Source organism: Paenibacillus sp. FSL R5-0486 (assembly GCF_037975155.1).
GTDB classification, from domain to species: Bacteria; Bacillota; Bacilli; order Paenibacillales; family Paenibacillaceae; genus Paenibacillus; species Paenibacillus amylolyticus.
In genome coordinates, this window is sequence record NZ_CP150237.1 from 3,476,336 (window position 1) to 3,491,342 (window position 15,007).

At 44.3% G+C, this 15,007-nt stretch carries 13 protein-coding genes; 7 read left to right on the forward strand and 6 right to left on the reverse strand.

What is annotated here, in order from left to right; genetic code table 11:
- Positions 1-13 precede the first annotated feature (13 nt).
- From MKY01_RS15540 to MKY01_RS15555, 4 genes are all read right to left on the reverse strand, one after another.
- Positions 14-904 (reverse strand): carbohydrate ABC transporter permease, encoded by an 891-nt coding sequence (locus MKY01_RS15540; RefSeq protein ID WP_047842997.1) that lies wholly within the window; start codon positions 902-904, stop codon positions 14-16.
- Positions 905-922: 18 nt separating this feature from the next.
- On the reverse strand, positions 923-1,813 hold the full coding sequence (locus tag MKY01_RS15545) for an ABC transporter permease subunit (RefSeq protein ID WP_036615758.1): 891 nt from the start codon (positions 1,811-1,813) through the stop codon (positions 923-925).
- A gap of 90 nt (positions 1,814-1,903) precedes the next feature.
- Positions 1,904-3,508, reverse strand: a complete 1,605-nt coding sequence (locus MKY01_RS15550) for a hypothetical protein (RefSeq protein ID WP_339286923.1) — start codon at positions 3,506-3,508, stop codon at positions 1,904-1,906.
- 186 nt (positions 3,509-3,694) lie between these two features.
- Positions 3,695-4,705, reverse strand: a complete 1,011-nt coding sequence (locus MKY01_RS15555; protein ID WP_339286925.1) for an alpha/beta fold hydrolase — start codon at positions 4,703-4,705, stop codon at positions 3,695-3,697.
- A 124-nt stretch (positions 4,706-4,829) separates the two neighbouring features.
- Here MKY01_RS15555 and MKY01_RS15560 point away from each other — a divergent pair, with 124 nt between their 5' ends.
- Together MKY01_RS15560 and MKY01_RS15565 are read left to right on the forward strand one after the other, a co-directional pair.
- Entirely contained in the window at positions 4,830-5,714 is an 885-nt protein-coding gene (locus MKY01_RS15560) for a LysR family transcriptional regulator (protein ID WP_339286927.1), read from the forward strand.
- Between the two features lie 111 nt (positions 5,715-5,825).
- Positions 5,826-6,290 (forward strand): NUDIX domain-containing protein, encoded by a 465-nt coding sequence (locus tag MKY01_RS15565; protein WP_036671529.1) that lies wholly within the window; start codon positions 5,826-5,828, stop codon positions 6,288-6,290.
- A gap of 162 nt (positions 6,291-6,452) precedes the next feature.
- Here the strand turns inward: MKY01_RS15565 and MKY01_RS15570 are convergent, their stop codons facing one another.
- Positions 6,453-6,800 (reverse strand): helix-turn-helix domain-containing protein, encoded by a 348-nt coding sequence (locus tag MKY01_RS15570; protein WP_076210744.1) that lies wholly within the window; start codon positions 6,798-6,800, stop codon positions 6,453-6,455.
- Between the two features lie 134 nt (positions 6,801-6,934).
- On the opposite strand from MKY01_RS15570, the gene MKY01_RS15575 reads away from it, so the two are divergent.
- Positions 6,935-7,849: a DsbA family protein gene (locus MKY01_RS15575; protein ID WP_339286929.1), complete on the forward strand. Its 915-nt coding sequence runs from the start codon at positions 6,935-6,937 to the stop codon at positions 7,847-7,849.
- A gap of 116 nt (positions 7,850-7,965) precedes the next feature.
- Positions 7,966-8,538, forward strand: a complete 573-nt coding sequence (locus MKY01_RS15580; protein WP_282321392.1) for a hypothetical protein — start codon at positions 7,966-7,968, stop codon at positions 8,536-8,538.
- 626 nt (positions 8,539-9,164) lie between these two features.
- On the opposite strand, the gene MKY01_RS15585 is transcribed toward MKY01_RS15580, so the two are convergent.
- The gene (locus MKY01_RS15585) at positions 9,165-10,673 is read right to left on the reverse strand and encodes an alpha-N-arabinofuranosidase (protein WP_127548598.1); all 1,509 of its coding nucleotides are present in this window, start codon (positions 10,671-10,673) and stop codon (positions 9,165-9,167) included.
- Between the two features lie 207 nt (positions 10,674-10,880).
- Here MKY01_RS15585 and MKY01_RS15590 point away from each other — a divergent pair, with 207 nt between their 5' ends.
- From MKY01_RS15590 to MKY01_RS15600, 3 genes are all read left to right on the forward strand, one after another.
- Complete coding sequence (locus MKY01_RS15590) at positions 10,881-11,792, forward strand: ArsR family transcriptional regulator (protein ID WP_339286931.1); 912 nt, start codon at positions 10,881-10,883, stop codon at positions 11,790-11,792.
- Between the two features lie 251 nt (positions 11,793-12,043).
- A complete protein-coding gene (locus tag MKY01_RS15595) occupies positions 12,044-12,892 on the forward strand; it encodes a PRD domain-containing protein (protein ID WP_145326057.1) in 849 nt (282 codons plus the stop codon).
- Between the two features lie 158 nt (positions 12,893-13,050).
- A complete protein-coding gene (locus MKY01_RS15600; protein WP_339286933.1) occupies positions 13,051-14,988 on the forward strand; it encodes a beta-glucoside-specific PTS transporter subunit IIABC in 1,938 nt (645 codons plus the stop codon).
- The last annotated feature ends 19 nt before the right edge of the window (positions 14,989-15,007 follow it).

The window sequence follows — 15,007 nt, forward strand, 5'->3', positions numbered from 1 at the left end:
CAAGCCCTTTTGTTCACCCTTTGACGCTACCTAGCACCAAACCTTTGGTGAAATATTTCTGTAAAAACGGATACACAAGTAAAATCGGAATGGCACCCAAGAACATCTGAGCGGCGCGCCCCGTTCTGGCGTTCATCATGGACAACAGCTGCGTATAATCTGACCCAGATTTCAGCATTATTTGCTCAAAACTTTGCAGGAGGGTCTGGAGGTAACTTTGTAATGGATAATTGGCTGGATTGTTCATATAGATAATGCCATCGAACCACGAATTCCAGTGGGCAACGATACTGAACAAACCAACCGTAGCGAGAGCGGGCTTGAGAAGTGGGAGTAGAATACGAAGTAATACCTGTACAGGCCCAGCACCATCGATAATGGCTGATTCTTCAATCTCCTCGGGCAGCCCCCGAATGAAATTCATGAGGATAATCATACTGAATACGGGGAGGGCCCCAGGCAGGATCAGAGACCAGATTGAATCGATTAGTCCCATTTTGACGACCACGAGATAGGTTGGAATTAGTCCTCCGCTGAATAACATGGTTATTATGAAAAATCCCATATAGATATTACGCCCCATTAATTTTTGTTTGGATTTGGAGAGGGGATAAGCCGTGAGTACGATCAGAACCAGATTCACCACCGTTCCGATAACGGTTCGTTGAATGGCTACCCAGAGAGAGGAGAAAAATGATCCTCCAGTTAATGCAAATTCATAGGCTTTTGTCGTAAATTCCACAGGCCAGAACGTAACACTTCCCGCAGATACAGCCGCGCTGCTGCTGAATGAAACAGCCAGCAGGTTGATAAACGGCAGGATACATAGGAGAGAGATTAGAAGCAATATGGTGTAGTTTATGATAAGAAATACACGTCTGCTCATACTTTTATCATAGATCATAATGTAAGTTCCTCCTTCTTAGAAGATACGATAGCCAGCCACTCTGTAAGCCAGGATGTACGATACAGCAACGAGAACACTGGAAATGATCGATTTGAATAACCCGACAGCGGTACCAATTGAATACTGTGCTTGTTGAATTCCTAAACGGTAGACATAGGTATCAATAATATCACCCGTCTGATAGACAACAGGGGAGTAGAGATTATAGATTTGGTCAAAGCCAGCATTGAGTACGTTCCCAAGTGAAAGTACGGTCATTAAAACAATGGTTGGCATGAGTAGAGGCAACGTAATGTAGATGGTTTGTTTCCACCGTTTCGCTCCGTCGATCACCGCGGCTTCGTAAAGTCCCGGATCAATACTGGTTAGGGCTGCCAAATAAACAACCGTGCCAAACCCAAAACCTTTCCATATGTCACTCACAATCATCGTCCAAGGAAAAATAGAGGGTGTGCCAAGAAAGGAGATCGGTGCAATCCCAAATACACTTAGAAATGTATTGATAATGCCGTCGGAGCTAAGGATATCCAGCATGATTCCAGCCATAATGACCCAAGAGAGGAAGTTCGGAATGTAGACAAGTGTTTGAAATGTACGTTTAATTCCACTGTGTAGTACCTCATTAAGCAGTAATGCGAAAATTACGGGCACGATTATACCACCGATAATCTTAAAGACAGACATGTACAATGTATTCCAGATCGTTCTTACGAAGTTCGGCTGATTAAATATGTGGGTAAAATTATCCCACCCTACCCATGGCGAGTTGAAGCCGAGACCCGGATTGTACTTCTGAAACGCAATAATAAGTCCATAGAAAGGGATGTAACAAAAGATGAAGACCAAGACCAGGCTTGGGATCAACATGAGATGGTAAGGACTCTGCTGCTTCCATTTTCTCAACATACATATTCCTCCGTTCCTTGTACGCCAAATGTAATCGCTATCAAATAAAGGGGAGAGATGACCCTCATCCCCTCTTTGTGACAAACGAGATTATTTCTTCCCGTAGGCTTCATTAACTGCCTGAGTTGCGTCATCGCCCCCGGCTGCACGCCAATTCTGGACAATAACATCGAAATAATCGATACTTTCGCTACCCATAATGATCTTGGTGAAGCCTTCGGTCAGGATATCATCCAAGGTTGTGCCGTAGCTTGAAAGTATTTCTGGCGTAACACCCCATAAGGCCGTCTTTGTATAGTTCTCGCTGTCCAGTACTTTCTTGGCAAGACCATACGCATTCTTTGGAGCCCCTTGTTGCAAATAATCACCAACTGCTCCTGGGGTTGCATTCTCCATGAATTCAACACTGTTGTTATATTTTTGCCACATACCCGAAGTTGTGAGCCCACTGGTATCCTTGGATTGAAGGGCAGCTGATACCGCCTCAAATTGCTCGTAATCGGAATTCGGATTAAGTACACGGAACGCTCCAACCACATGGGCAATATCGTTGTCCAGCAAGGCGGATAACGTTTCTGTGGATTCCTTGCCATTGCCTTCATCCACAATATAAGCGTAGTCGTTCAAAATTTTGATCACTTCTTCAGGGCTCTTAAATCCCTTTTTCATAACGATATAATTGTTGTTGGCGAAGAAAATGGATTGTTTGGCTTCTTTTCCATCAACGGTAGGGATGATATAAGGGTAGAAGATAGCGTCCTTACCCAGATTGGATACTGTGTCGACACCCGGATTATAACCCCACCATTGGTAATAAGGTTGCATTCCCACTTTGCCGGCTACGATATCCGCGTTCATCGCATTAAAGTCTTTGATTGCAAATTCCGGATCAATGATGCCTCGCTTGTACCATTCTGACCACTCAGCCAGCGCATTTTTCATCTCAGGCTGCACGGAGCCGTACACGAGTTTTCCAGTGCTATCCTCCATCCACATATCCGGATGCGCATTCCATGCAATGGCGAGCAGGTTGAGGTAATCCAACGATTGGTCTACCGCTATACCATAACCACCGTGCTTTTCCATGAATTTTAGTGCGATATTTTTGATGTCTTCCACAGATTTCGGATCTTGGACTCCCAATTCTTCTTTCCAGTCGTTCCGGATCCAGATGAAGTCTGGTTGTTCAATTAATCCCCAGTGCATCTGTGGTATCCCGTATAGCTTACCGTCCTTCTTTCCAGATTCGTAACTGTCTGCATCTGCTTCCATGTAACCTTTGAGACGATCTGAAGCGTGTTGATCAAATACCTCGGAAAGGTCCATGACCATATCTGCTTCGACTAACTGTCTCAGTTGTGATGGATTAACTCTGAATACGTCAGGAAGATCGTTCGATGCGATAGCCAAATTGAGTTTTGTATCGTACTCATCGCTGACCCAGTCTGTTTTGACATTGATATTAAACTTCTCTTTGTATCGCTTAATCCATACATTGTTGGTGATATCGTCGCCCTTTGGATATTTTGCAGAAGAGTATTCTGATGTTACGGTATGAATGGTTGTTGTTCCAGCCTCGTTGGAATCCGTGTCCGTCGTTGAACCTTTATCAGCACCGTTTCCATTGCTACAGGCTGCGAGTAATAAGGTTGACATGCACACAGACAAGACTAAGGCTTTCGTTTTCTTGTTCATTTCTTTTCCCCCTTATCAGTCATATTTCAATAACGCTTACTTGAAAATATTCTAAACGAGAAAGGGGGAACGGGATATAAAGGTTATTGACGAGAACCGGTATCTTTTTTTACTTTTGAGTTGTAGCGGAGAAAAGAATAATGAGCTTTGTGCACTTTTTTTACTTTGTGCTCCTTCTTTTTTTACTCATGACTCCAAAAATTGCTTTAGATGACGATCGATAACGAGTGAATCCTCTTCGTTTGCTCCGATTCCAAAGCAGTGTCCCCACTTGGACTCTACAGGTTGATACACCGCGTTTGGCATATGCTGAGCATCATACGCACTATCTTCTGGCGTGAAAAACAAGTCACTTGATCCTGGCATAACGAGTGCAGGAGAAGTGATCTTGCTTAACGCCTGTTCGAAGTTGCCGTCATCTACGGGATTATCGCTAATGTCTCCATAGATTCCTGTACGCAACATGGTAATCAAGTCGTTAGCATCGAAGGGAAGAAATACCTGATCCCAGTAATCTTCTACATAAGATTTCAAGGAGTCGTACCCCTCAGATTGATACAATTTCTCCAAATAGTACGCCTGCGAAAACCCCCATGGAGCATAAGCTCTTCCCATCGCTGCGAGACCGGCAACCGGAGGGCGCTCATATCTACCATTTTTATAATTCGAATCTGCCTGTAACGCCGCGATCATTGCTTCGAATACCAACTGTGTATGGGGTCTGCTCTTTGCCGTTCCGCCAAAGGGGGCAATACGCTCAACCATCTCAGGATAACTGGTTCCCCATTGATAAACCTGCATGGCTCCCAGAGACCACCCCACAACAAGTTTGATTTTGGAGATACCGAATTTTTGAGTGATGAGTTGATGTTGGGCACGCACATTGTCATACATGGAGATGAGAGGGAAGTTGTTCTTATCATATGGGGCAGGGGTATTACTTGGAGAGGAAGATAACCCGTTACCCAACATATTGGGCACAACGATAAAATAACGACTGGGGTCCAGTGCTTTGTCCGTTCCAATTAACCATTCATTATCTGTGTGAATTCCAGCAAACCATGTTGGGACAACAATAACATTGTCCTTTGCCGCGTTTAAGTTTCCATAGGTCTTGTAAGCGATAAAGGCTTGAGGGAGCTGTTGCCCCGATTGAAGTAATGTATCTCCTAGGTTATATGTTTCATAATTGTTCATAGATTGATTCTCCTTATAAAATAGTAATAACTTGATTTCACTCTACATTACGTCTATTATCAATTCAACGAAACGTTATCGAACATATCATTCATTTATTTTGAACTTAGGAGGTGCCTGACTCATGGAAATACGCCAGCTAAAAACCTTTTGGACACTTGCATCGACCTGCAGCTTTAGTCAAACTGCTGAATTATTGAGCTATGTACCGTCTACCATAACCATGCAAATCAAATCGCTGGAAGAAGAGCTTGGGGTGAAATTGCTGGATCGATTAGGCAAAAAGGTTGTGTTAACAGATGCTGGCCAACAGTTTCTGCCGTACGCCACTAAGATTTTAAACGATGTAGAGGAAGCAAAGTGCATATCTAGTCAGCACGGAGAATTGGCGGGAACGGTTGTGATCGGAGCAGACGAAGTGCTGTGTGCATATCTTCTTCCAGCCTTGTTCAAACGCTTCCGAGCGGACTATCCTGGTGTGCGGTTATTGTTCCGCCCCTTGTCTGGGCAAGAGCTCAAATCGAGTCTGAGAGAAGGGCATGCCGATGTCGTTTTTGTATTGGATGAGCCTATTAATTCTAAAGACCTTCAGTCAGAGTTATTAAAGGATGAGACCTTTCAAATGGTGGTTTCTCCCGATCATATGTTAGCATCGCGTTCCGCGTTGGTCATTGATGACTTCCACAAACAGCATTTTTTGCTGACCGAAAAGAACTGTTCGTATCGCACTTATTTTGACCAATCCATAACGAAGAAAGGTGTGGATGCTCTGACAGAGCTGGAGTTTCATAGTGTAGAAGCCATTAAACAATGTGTTGCGGCTGGTCTAGGGATCGCTTTATTACCTGAAATGGCTTTGAAGAAAGAGTTGAGCGATGGGGAAGTGGTTGCACTACCGTGGGATTTATCAGATGTATCCTTTTCTGCGCAAATGCTCTGGCATCGGGAAAAATGGATCTCTCCGTCTATGGCTGCTTTCATGGAGGTCGCCAAGAGTGAGTTGATTTGATTGTTCAGAATTTGTTTAGATGTATGTGTTAAAATATTCTTCATGGAGATCGTGAGGTTAAATGGAATCAACCTTCAACAACATGATACAGATATATATGGGGGATTAGCAATGGAGAGAAAGATTAGAAATTCTGCAAAAGCATTGATCATTAAAGACGGGAGAATGCTTGCAATGAAGCAGGATGATAATGATGAAGTCATCTACATTCTGCCTGGTGGGAGCCAGAATGCAGGTGAAACCCTGACGGATGCGGTGAAGCGTGAAGTTGCGGAAGAAATCGGAATAGATGTAGAACCGTTATCACTGGAATTCGTAATTGAAGGGGTATACGGTGAAGCTCTTCATCGTGTAGATTTTGTTTTTTTATGCGAGTACATAGGTTTGATAGACCAAGATAGTTCTATTCTGCCAAGTGACGAAAACCAAGCGGAATATGAATGGCTCGAAATTAAAGATATATACGAACTACCTTTATTTCCTTCAAAATTACGAAAGCAGATCATTAGATTGGTTGAGGGAGAAAAAACGGTTATGTATTTAGGAAATGAGGAAGATGACGACCTGAATAGTTAGATGTGTACACGTCGTAAACAAGTGACCGTCTTGTATTTATAAAGGAAAGGCTATTTCAAAGGACACGATGATCCAGTGAAATAGCCTTTTTGTCGTTGAACAAAGTGTACAGAGCGATTCAAAAATGAACATCTATGATAAGGGGTTACACTAGGCCAGGAGTTATAGTTCTTGTTGCTTCACGCCTGCTGTCATATTTTTCTGACCCCATATTACCATGGATTCAATTAAAGGAACCAATTCCTTGCCTGATTCTGTGAGCGAATACTCCACTCTCGGTGGCACCTCGTTATATTGCTCCCGATGCACGATGCCGGAATGAATCAAATCTTTCAAACAGTTCGTTAACATCGTTCCGGTAATGCCAGGCAGTCTTCTTTTTAATTCATTGTAACGTATACAGTCATTTTCACTGAGGATTGCCAGGATCGGAAGATTCCACTTGCCTCCAATGACCTGAAATGCATAAGTCGCTGGACATAACTGATCAAAATTAAACTCGTATTTCACTTGATACCCTCCAATAGTATACTTTTTGATACTAAGTCAGAAAAAGAATCGTACTTGTTCAGAAGATTGTAGACATTATAATCAAACTAACACAAGAAAATCAATTCATAAGACAATATAAAGGCGGGATACACGTGAGTAACGAATCTATGATGTGTGATCTGGAAACAGGCGTATGTGGTGTGAATGAGGAAGAGGCGATGCAAGAAATCAATCTGAATCAAGTTGAGAAAAGGATAACTCTATATTACGCAACAGATCCGATCTGCTCTCACTGCTGGGCGCTTGAGCCTGTGCTTCATCGGTTTATTGAGGAATACGGCCATTATTTTACGTTGCAAATCAAAATGGGTGGGCTATTGGCTAACTGGAATGGTTTCTCGGATGGCGCTAACGGGATTCAGAAACCTTCGGACGTTGCAGAGCATTGGAAGGAAGTGGGTGAACATTCACGCATGCCCATCGACGGTTCCTTATGGCATGATAATCCAATACTTTCTTCCTATCCGCCATCTCGCGTATTTAAGGTCATTCAGAGTACACACCCTGGTAAAGAGCAGGACTTTTTAAGACGTGCGCGTGAAGCCGTGTTTGCATTTAATCGAAATATTGGAGAAGATGATGTGCTGACGGATATCGTCAATCAACTGGGCTTGAATGGAAAAGAAGTGGTTGAGGCGGCTGCACAGCAATCTGCACAAGATTTATTAGAGGAAGACTTTGAGAGTGTCGCTAGTTTGGGAGTTAGAGGTTTCCCATCTATTATCATTGTGAATGAAGAGAACCAGGGTATAAAAATTGTCGGAGCCCGTTCTCTTGAAACATATGTGCAAGCACTTCAGCAGGTACTCGGTGGTGATCTGAAACCCAAACAGATAACCTCATTGGAGCAGAAAATCAATGAGGGACACCTTCTTTTTTCTAAAGAACTGGAGGTCTTGTACAATATCGAAAAGAGTGATATTGAATCATATGTGAAATCTGAATTGGCAGAGCACACATATCGTATGGGTCATATTTTGAATGAGATGTATATTGAACATATCTGAGACAGGAGCTATGTAAGAATCTTCCTGCTTTCGGCACACGGATGTGTTATTCGCACAGGCAAGTCGTCCACCCATTGCGTAGACTGAAGTAGATCAAGTCAAGTGAGGTGAATTCCATGGCTAAAACCAATGAAATACACGTCCGGGTGAAACGGCTCAAGGATCGCCCAGTCTGCGTGACTCTTCATAATGGCGAGACGTACGTCGGGTACATCTCTGGTGTTAACAGCGAAGGCGTAGTGCTTACCGGGGGCGGAAAGCTTACTCAGACCGCAATCACAGCACCCTCATCTGAAGGCAGTGCTCGCAAAACCAAACCTAAAGCAGGGGCTACGAGAAAAACAGCATCCTCTCGAAACCGTAAACGGGTGAACAGCACACGTAAGTCGCAAGTACGATCCCGGTCGATGTCTCGCTCAACGTCTAGGCAAGCCCAGGTATCATCTTTCATGCCTATGCTAGGCTCACTGTTAGGTGGCTTTGGCGGTGCAGGCTCGATTGGAGGTATGTTAGGCGGGGGTATGCGGTTGTTTGGCATGATCCAGCGGTTTACACCTGTGGTCAAAATGGGGTATGGCATGATTAAGCAGATTCAGCCATTTATGGGGGCAGTTCAAGGGCTGATGACTCCAGCAAGCCAAGCAGCTCAGGCTGAAACCGAAGTTGAAGAGGAAGCACAACAAGGATAATACTTGAAATGAAAATCGTGAAATAGAACACAACCTTCGTTGCATTTGGGAAGGAAGTATCGCTAGTATGTTGGGTGATTTGATCTCTTTCTGGTCTGGTCTGTTCCTTATCTTCTTCTCTGTTCTGTTTCAGCTTCTTCGCTAGATGCTTCACTGCAAGCTGCTCTCCGTACGCCAAACGGAGGGTGGCTTATTTGCTTGTGCTGTATATGAGGTTCGAACCAGCTCAATATAGCATGCTTGCTCAGCGCTAACGAACTCAGAAACCGTATTCGAGTCAATATCAAGCCATTAAAATTCTAACGAATATGACAAACCCTATTTGCTGCAAAATGTAGGATATAGTATGAAAAAGGGGCTGATTCTGTAGCATAACTTCTCCTGTGTTCGTTAGAATTAAAATCCGCCCGAAACGGGTTAAATAAGACTCCCTGTGTTCGTTAAATTTGTTCGTTGCGAGGAATAAAAACTGAGGTTTCAAATACGCGTCTAACATCTAACTTTGGAACTGTGTAGTTCGGCCGACTACCCACATACAACAAAAAGCACCGCGCGCAGGGAGCCGCACGCGGTGTGAAAAACAATGCTGATGTTGCAGAGTAGGAGAAAACTCTATCCCGCTCTTATTAAGCCTGTTTGGTTTTGAGGCGAATCACGTTCCATGATGCTTTGTTCAAGACTGCTTGCACTTTACCCTGGTCAACCGTTGTATATCCGCCGTTGTGAGGAACAACGTTACGTGGGTTTTCTTTGGTATTGGTGGCTTTCAAGTCGTTGTTCTCCAATACAATATGCTCCACAAATGTCGTTTCTCCGAAGGAACGCAGATCCACATTCAGTTCCAACTTCTCATCCAGATGTCTGTTCACCGCAAAGATTGTGATCGTGCCGTTTTCTTCATCATGCACACTGATCGCTTCGAGATAAGGCACATCTGTAAAGTCTTTGGAATCATATTTAGGTGAAGAGGTGATGGATCGCAACACCGTACCACGACCAAAGTTGGATGCGTGCATGAATGGGAAATACGTCGTCTGGAACCAGATTGCTCCGTTATTTTCCGTCATGATTGGTGCAATGGTGTTAATCAACTGAGCAAGGCAAGCCATTTTTACACGGTCGGCATGCTTGAGTATGGTAATCAGGTAACAGCCCACAGCTAGAGCATCTTCATGTGTATACACATCTTCAAACTCTGGAGGCGCAATCTGCCACCGTTCTTCCATACGGCTCGTGCCGATGGATTTCCAGACATTCCATTCATCCAGAGACAGCATTAATTTCTTTTTGCTGCGTTTCTTGGCTTGTACAAAATCACAGATCGAAGCCACACTATCAATAAATTGATCCAGATCCAGCGATGTCGCCAGGAAGTCATACGTGTTGTCTTTATTATTGTTGTAGTACTGATGCAGGGACAAGTAGTCCACATTTTCATAGGTGAGATCCAGCACGGTTGCTTCCCAATCTGCAAATGTACTCATGTCACGGCTGGAACTGCCGCAAGCCACAAGCTCGATATCCGGGTCTACCCATTTCATCGCTTTAGCGGTCTCATTGGCAATACGCCCATATTCATATGCAGTCATTGCACCAATCTGCCAAGGGCCGTCCATTTCGTTGCCTAGACACCAGGTTTTGAATTTATGCGGGTCTTTGTAACCGTGAGAGATACGCAGATCACTCCAGTATGTGCCAGATGGGTGGTTGCAGTATTCGATCAGGTTTCTGGCCGCATCAATGCCGCGAGTACCCAGATTTACAGCCATCATGACTTCGGTTCCAACCAGTTTGGCCCAATCTGCAAATTCGTTTGTTCCTACCGCATTTGTTTCAATCGTCCACCAAGCGAGTTCAAGTCTGCGTTTACGCTCCGATACCGGACCAACGCCGTCCTCCCAATTGTAACCGGATACGAAATTGCCGCCCGGATAACGAACGATGGGCACATTCAAAGCTTTAATCGCTTCAATGGCATCCTGACGGAAACCTTGAGCATCTGCCGTAGGATGACCTGGATCATATATGCCGCCGTATACGGCCCGTCCCAGATGTTCTATAAATGAACCATAGACACGCGGATCTACTTCAGCAATCTGAAAGTCTTTATCGATAAGCATTTTGGATGTAAGCATGGTAAGTACCTCCATTGGATGAATTCATATTTTTGAAAGAAGTAACTGTGACATTGAATTCGCTTAAAAGCAAAATCAAATCATTGATTTGTTATCTAATATGTATCATAATGCTTATATATTGAGCAAGTTCATTTTTATGAGTTCGCTAAATAACGAATCCTGAGATTGAAATAGATCGTTTTACTCAAAAAGGAAGTGGACATCATGATGCTTGGAACAGATGTAGCTTCATTGCTAATTTACGAGGCACTGGCAAGTGAAGCCCGTTTAAACATTGTGCGCCTGCTGCTACAAAACAGGGAAATGCACATCAATGCGCTTGCCCAAGAGCTTTTTCTGAGCAAAGCTATTGTAAGTACACATGTAAGCAAGCTGCAAAAAGCAGGAATTGTCGGTAGCCGAATGAAACGGGAGAACGGTGGAACCTATAAATACTGTTTTATCGTACGAGAGTTCATGACTATTAACCTGTCACCAGAGCCTGTTGACGCTCCTTACTATGAAATATCCATACCGGTAGGTCAGTATACAGATTATGAAGCGTGGCCGACCTGCGGGATTGCGACAACTACGCAAATGATTGGACAGTACGACACACCGGCCTGCTTTATGGACCCGGATCGGGTGAACGCGGGAATCCTTTGGATGGCACGAGGTTTTCTTGAATATAAGATTCCCAATTATCTGTACAATGATCAGCATCTTCGAGAGATTGAAATTTCCCTTGAATTAAGCTCGGAAGCACCAAAGGTGAACGAAAACTGGCCGTCAGATATTCGCTTTACCCTTAACGGCAATGACCTCGGTACTTGGACAAGCCCAGGTGATTTCGGGGATCGGAAAGGTAAACATACGCCACTATGGTGGAAGCTGGATGTCAACCAGTATGGTGTATTGAAAATGCTGCGTATTAACGGGGAAGGCACGTTTATTGATGGTCAGCGCATCTCGGATGTGCGCGTTCAAGACCTGAATCTGGGTGCATCCACCTATTGGACCTTTGGATTGAAGCCGGAAGAGGGAGTAGCTGGCCGAGGCGGACTCACCCTGTTTGGCAAAGGTTTTGGCAACTATGATCAGGATATTCTGATTCGATACTATTATGATGCTCAGTAAAATAAGACTCCAGACGAATAGGATTTTCGTTTTGATGTCAGTTTATAGAGGGAAAGTTCCACGATGAACCACCTGCAGAACAATTCCAGAGTAATGGTATTGACAACGATTACATAGCTGATATAAGATACAGCTATATAAGGAGTGTCACTGATTCGATCAGGCACCACCAAAGTCTGGATTCCAAGTTTGTTTATTACTTGTGAATTGGACATTGGTGGTGCTTTTTGCATACTGGGGGTGATTGCATCATGAGGTTTAAAAAATCGTTAAATAACAACATTGCACTGGCGGAAGACGCCGAAGGCTGCGAAGTCATTGTCATCGGAACGGGTGTTGGCTTCAAAAAAGTAAAAGGACAGCCGATTGAGCAGAGCCAAATCCAGAAAATGTTCCGAATTGGCTCGAATGATAAATATCAGCGAGTTGAGCAATTTCTCAGCGATATCCCACTGCAAGTCATCGATATTACGGATCAGATTATTGAAGAAGGCAAGACGATGATCGGAAAAAAGCTGAATGACTCGATCCTGTTAACACTGGCGGACCATATTCATTTTGCGCTGGATCGTTTCAAAAAAGGAGTGGATGTGCAAAATCCGCTTCATTGGGACATTCGCCATCTATATCCTGCCGAATACCGTGCCGGAGAATGGGCAGTTCAAAAAATCAATGATGCTTTTCAAGTCTCATTGCCATCTGGTGAATCAAGCTCTATTGCCCTTCATTTCGTGAACTCACAATTCGACTCGGGCAGTATGAACCAAACGATTAAAATTACACAGATGATTAATGACATTTTAGGTATCATGACAGAACATTTTGGAATGGCACTGAATCAGGAATCTGCTGATTTTTCCAGGTTCATCACCCATCTGAGATACTTCATTGTTCGTCAGTTGAACCGGGAAGTGCTCTCGTTCAAAGATCAGCAATTTCTATATGATGTATTGTCGGAGCGATATCCTGTCAGCTTCCAATGCGCACTCAAAATAAAGGAGGCGATGGAGCAGCAACGCGGATTCGTGATTACTCCCGATGAGATGGTATATCTCATGATCCACATCGAGAGAGTGACATCCCGTACCGATACGGATTAATCTCCATACAATCTGTTTGAAGTTATACCATCATCAATATGAATTGAATATGGAGTGTCACTGATTCGATCAGGCACCACCAAATGTTTCCGACTCCGCATCTGCGGCGGGCCGGTATTACATTTGGTTTTTTTTTCGCCAAAAAAGGAGGAAGCAACATGAATCATCGGGAGTTGTCCAAAGAAATTATCCAGTTAACAGGAGGGCAAGAGAATATTACCCAAGCCTGGCATTGCATCACACGGCTTCGTTTCAACGTTCGAGAGCAAAACAAAGTTCAATTGGAACAGATCAAAGCGCTTGATGGTGTGCTCGGCGCACAGTTTCAGAACGATCAGTTTCAGGTGGTCATTGGCAACCAGGTTGCAGCCGTATATGAGCAGATCGAGGATCAGATGAAGCAGAGTGGCATATCGAAACCCGAAACAGACGCGCCACGCTCTAAAGGGATTAATGCTCTTTTGGATGCGATCTCCGGCATTTTCACCCCGATTCTGCCTGCCATCGTAGGTACCGGGATGTTAAAGGGGATTCTGGCACTGCTCGTTACACTTGGAGCGATACAGGAGAACAGCGGTGAGTATCAAGTTCTGTCTTCCATCGCAAATGCGGCCTTTTATTTCTTGCCTTTCCTTCTGGCTCTATCATCAGCCCGAAAGTTCAAAGTGAATGAATATATCGCCCTGACGCTTGCAGGTACTTTATTGTATCCTACGATTCTGAACGCGTATCTGGCAAACCAGCTTGAACCGATTCGTTTTCTCTCGCTGCCCGTGTCCATTGTGAATTACACCCAGTCCGTTATTCCCATTATTCTGGGTGTGTGGCTTCTGAGTTATGTACATCGCTGGGTGGATCGTTTTATTCCCGGTCCGGTCAAAGTCATCTTTACCTCGATGATTGTGCTAGTCATCACGGTGCCGATTCTATTAATTGCGATTGGCCCCCTAGGCAATTACATGGGCATCTATCTGGAAATGGGCACTTCCTGGCTCTTTGCCCATTCGGGTCCGTTAACCGGCATTATTCTTGGCGGCCTCATGCCTCTGATTGTTATGACGGGAATGCATTATGCGTTCTTCCCGGGCACATTGCAGAATCTGAGCAAACTCGGATATGACGTACTTTTGCTGCCGATCAACCTGATAACCAATATGAGTCAGGCTGGTGCAGTCACGGCTGTTTTCCTCAAGACCAAAGATAAAAGAATGAGATCCATTGCTTTATCCAGTGGCATATCTGCCTTGCTTGGCATTACTGAACCTGCACTGTACGGTGTCACCTTGAAGCTGAAAAAACCATTTTACGCTTCACTCATCGGTGGAGCAGCAGGGGGTGGCTTTATTACCGCAGTGGGTCTGAAATGCTTCGGTTTTGCTGTACCAGGATTGCTGTCACTTCCGTTATACATTGGCCCGAATGGTGGCATGTCCAATTTCTGGTATGCATTAATCGGAATTGGCATCAGCTTTACTGTTTCCTTCGTGGTGACTTTGCTTCTCAAGTGGGATGAGACAAATGTACACAATTCTGCCATGTCCGACTCAGCACAAACATTAACCGAACAGAAACAGGATACAACCACTGCCTTTTCTCAAGAAACGGTGACACCTGTCACAGTACATTCCATTGAGGATAAAAAAGGGGAGGTCTTCAGCCCGCTCACTGGTGAATTGGTGCCGCTCGCAGAGCTTCCGGATCAAACGTTTGCCGAGGAAATGACCGGGAAAGGTATTGCCATTCGTCCGCAGGATGGACGTGTTAAAGCTCCTTTTGACGGAACCGTCACGTTGGTTGCCAAAAGTAAACATGCGATTATGCTGACCTCATCCAGTGGAATCGACATTCTCATTCATGTTGGACTAAACAGTGTGTCGCTCAAAGGGAAATATTTTGACGTGAAGGTTGTTGCCGGACAAGAAGTGAAGAAGGGCGATTTGCTTCTGGAATTTGATATGGAAGGCATCCAGGGTGCGGGTATTGATCTTGTGACACCAGTCATTGTAACCAATACGCCGGATTACCTCGATGTAGTACCTGTTCAGGTGAAGGGGGTGATTCCAATGAATGAATTGCTTCTCCTCACCGTTCGTTGACAGCTTCATGCATACCACA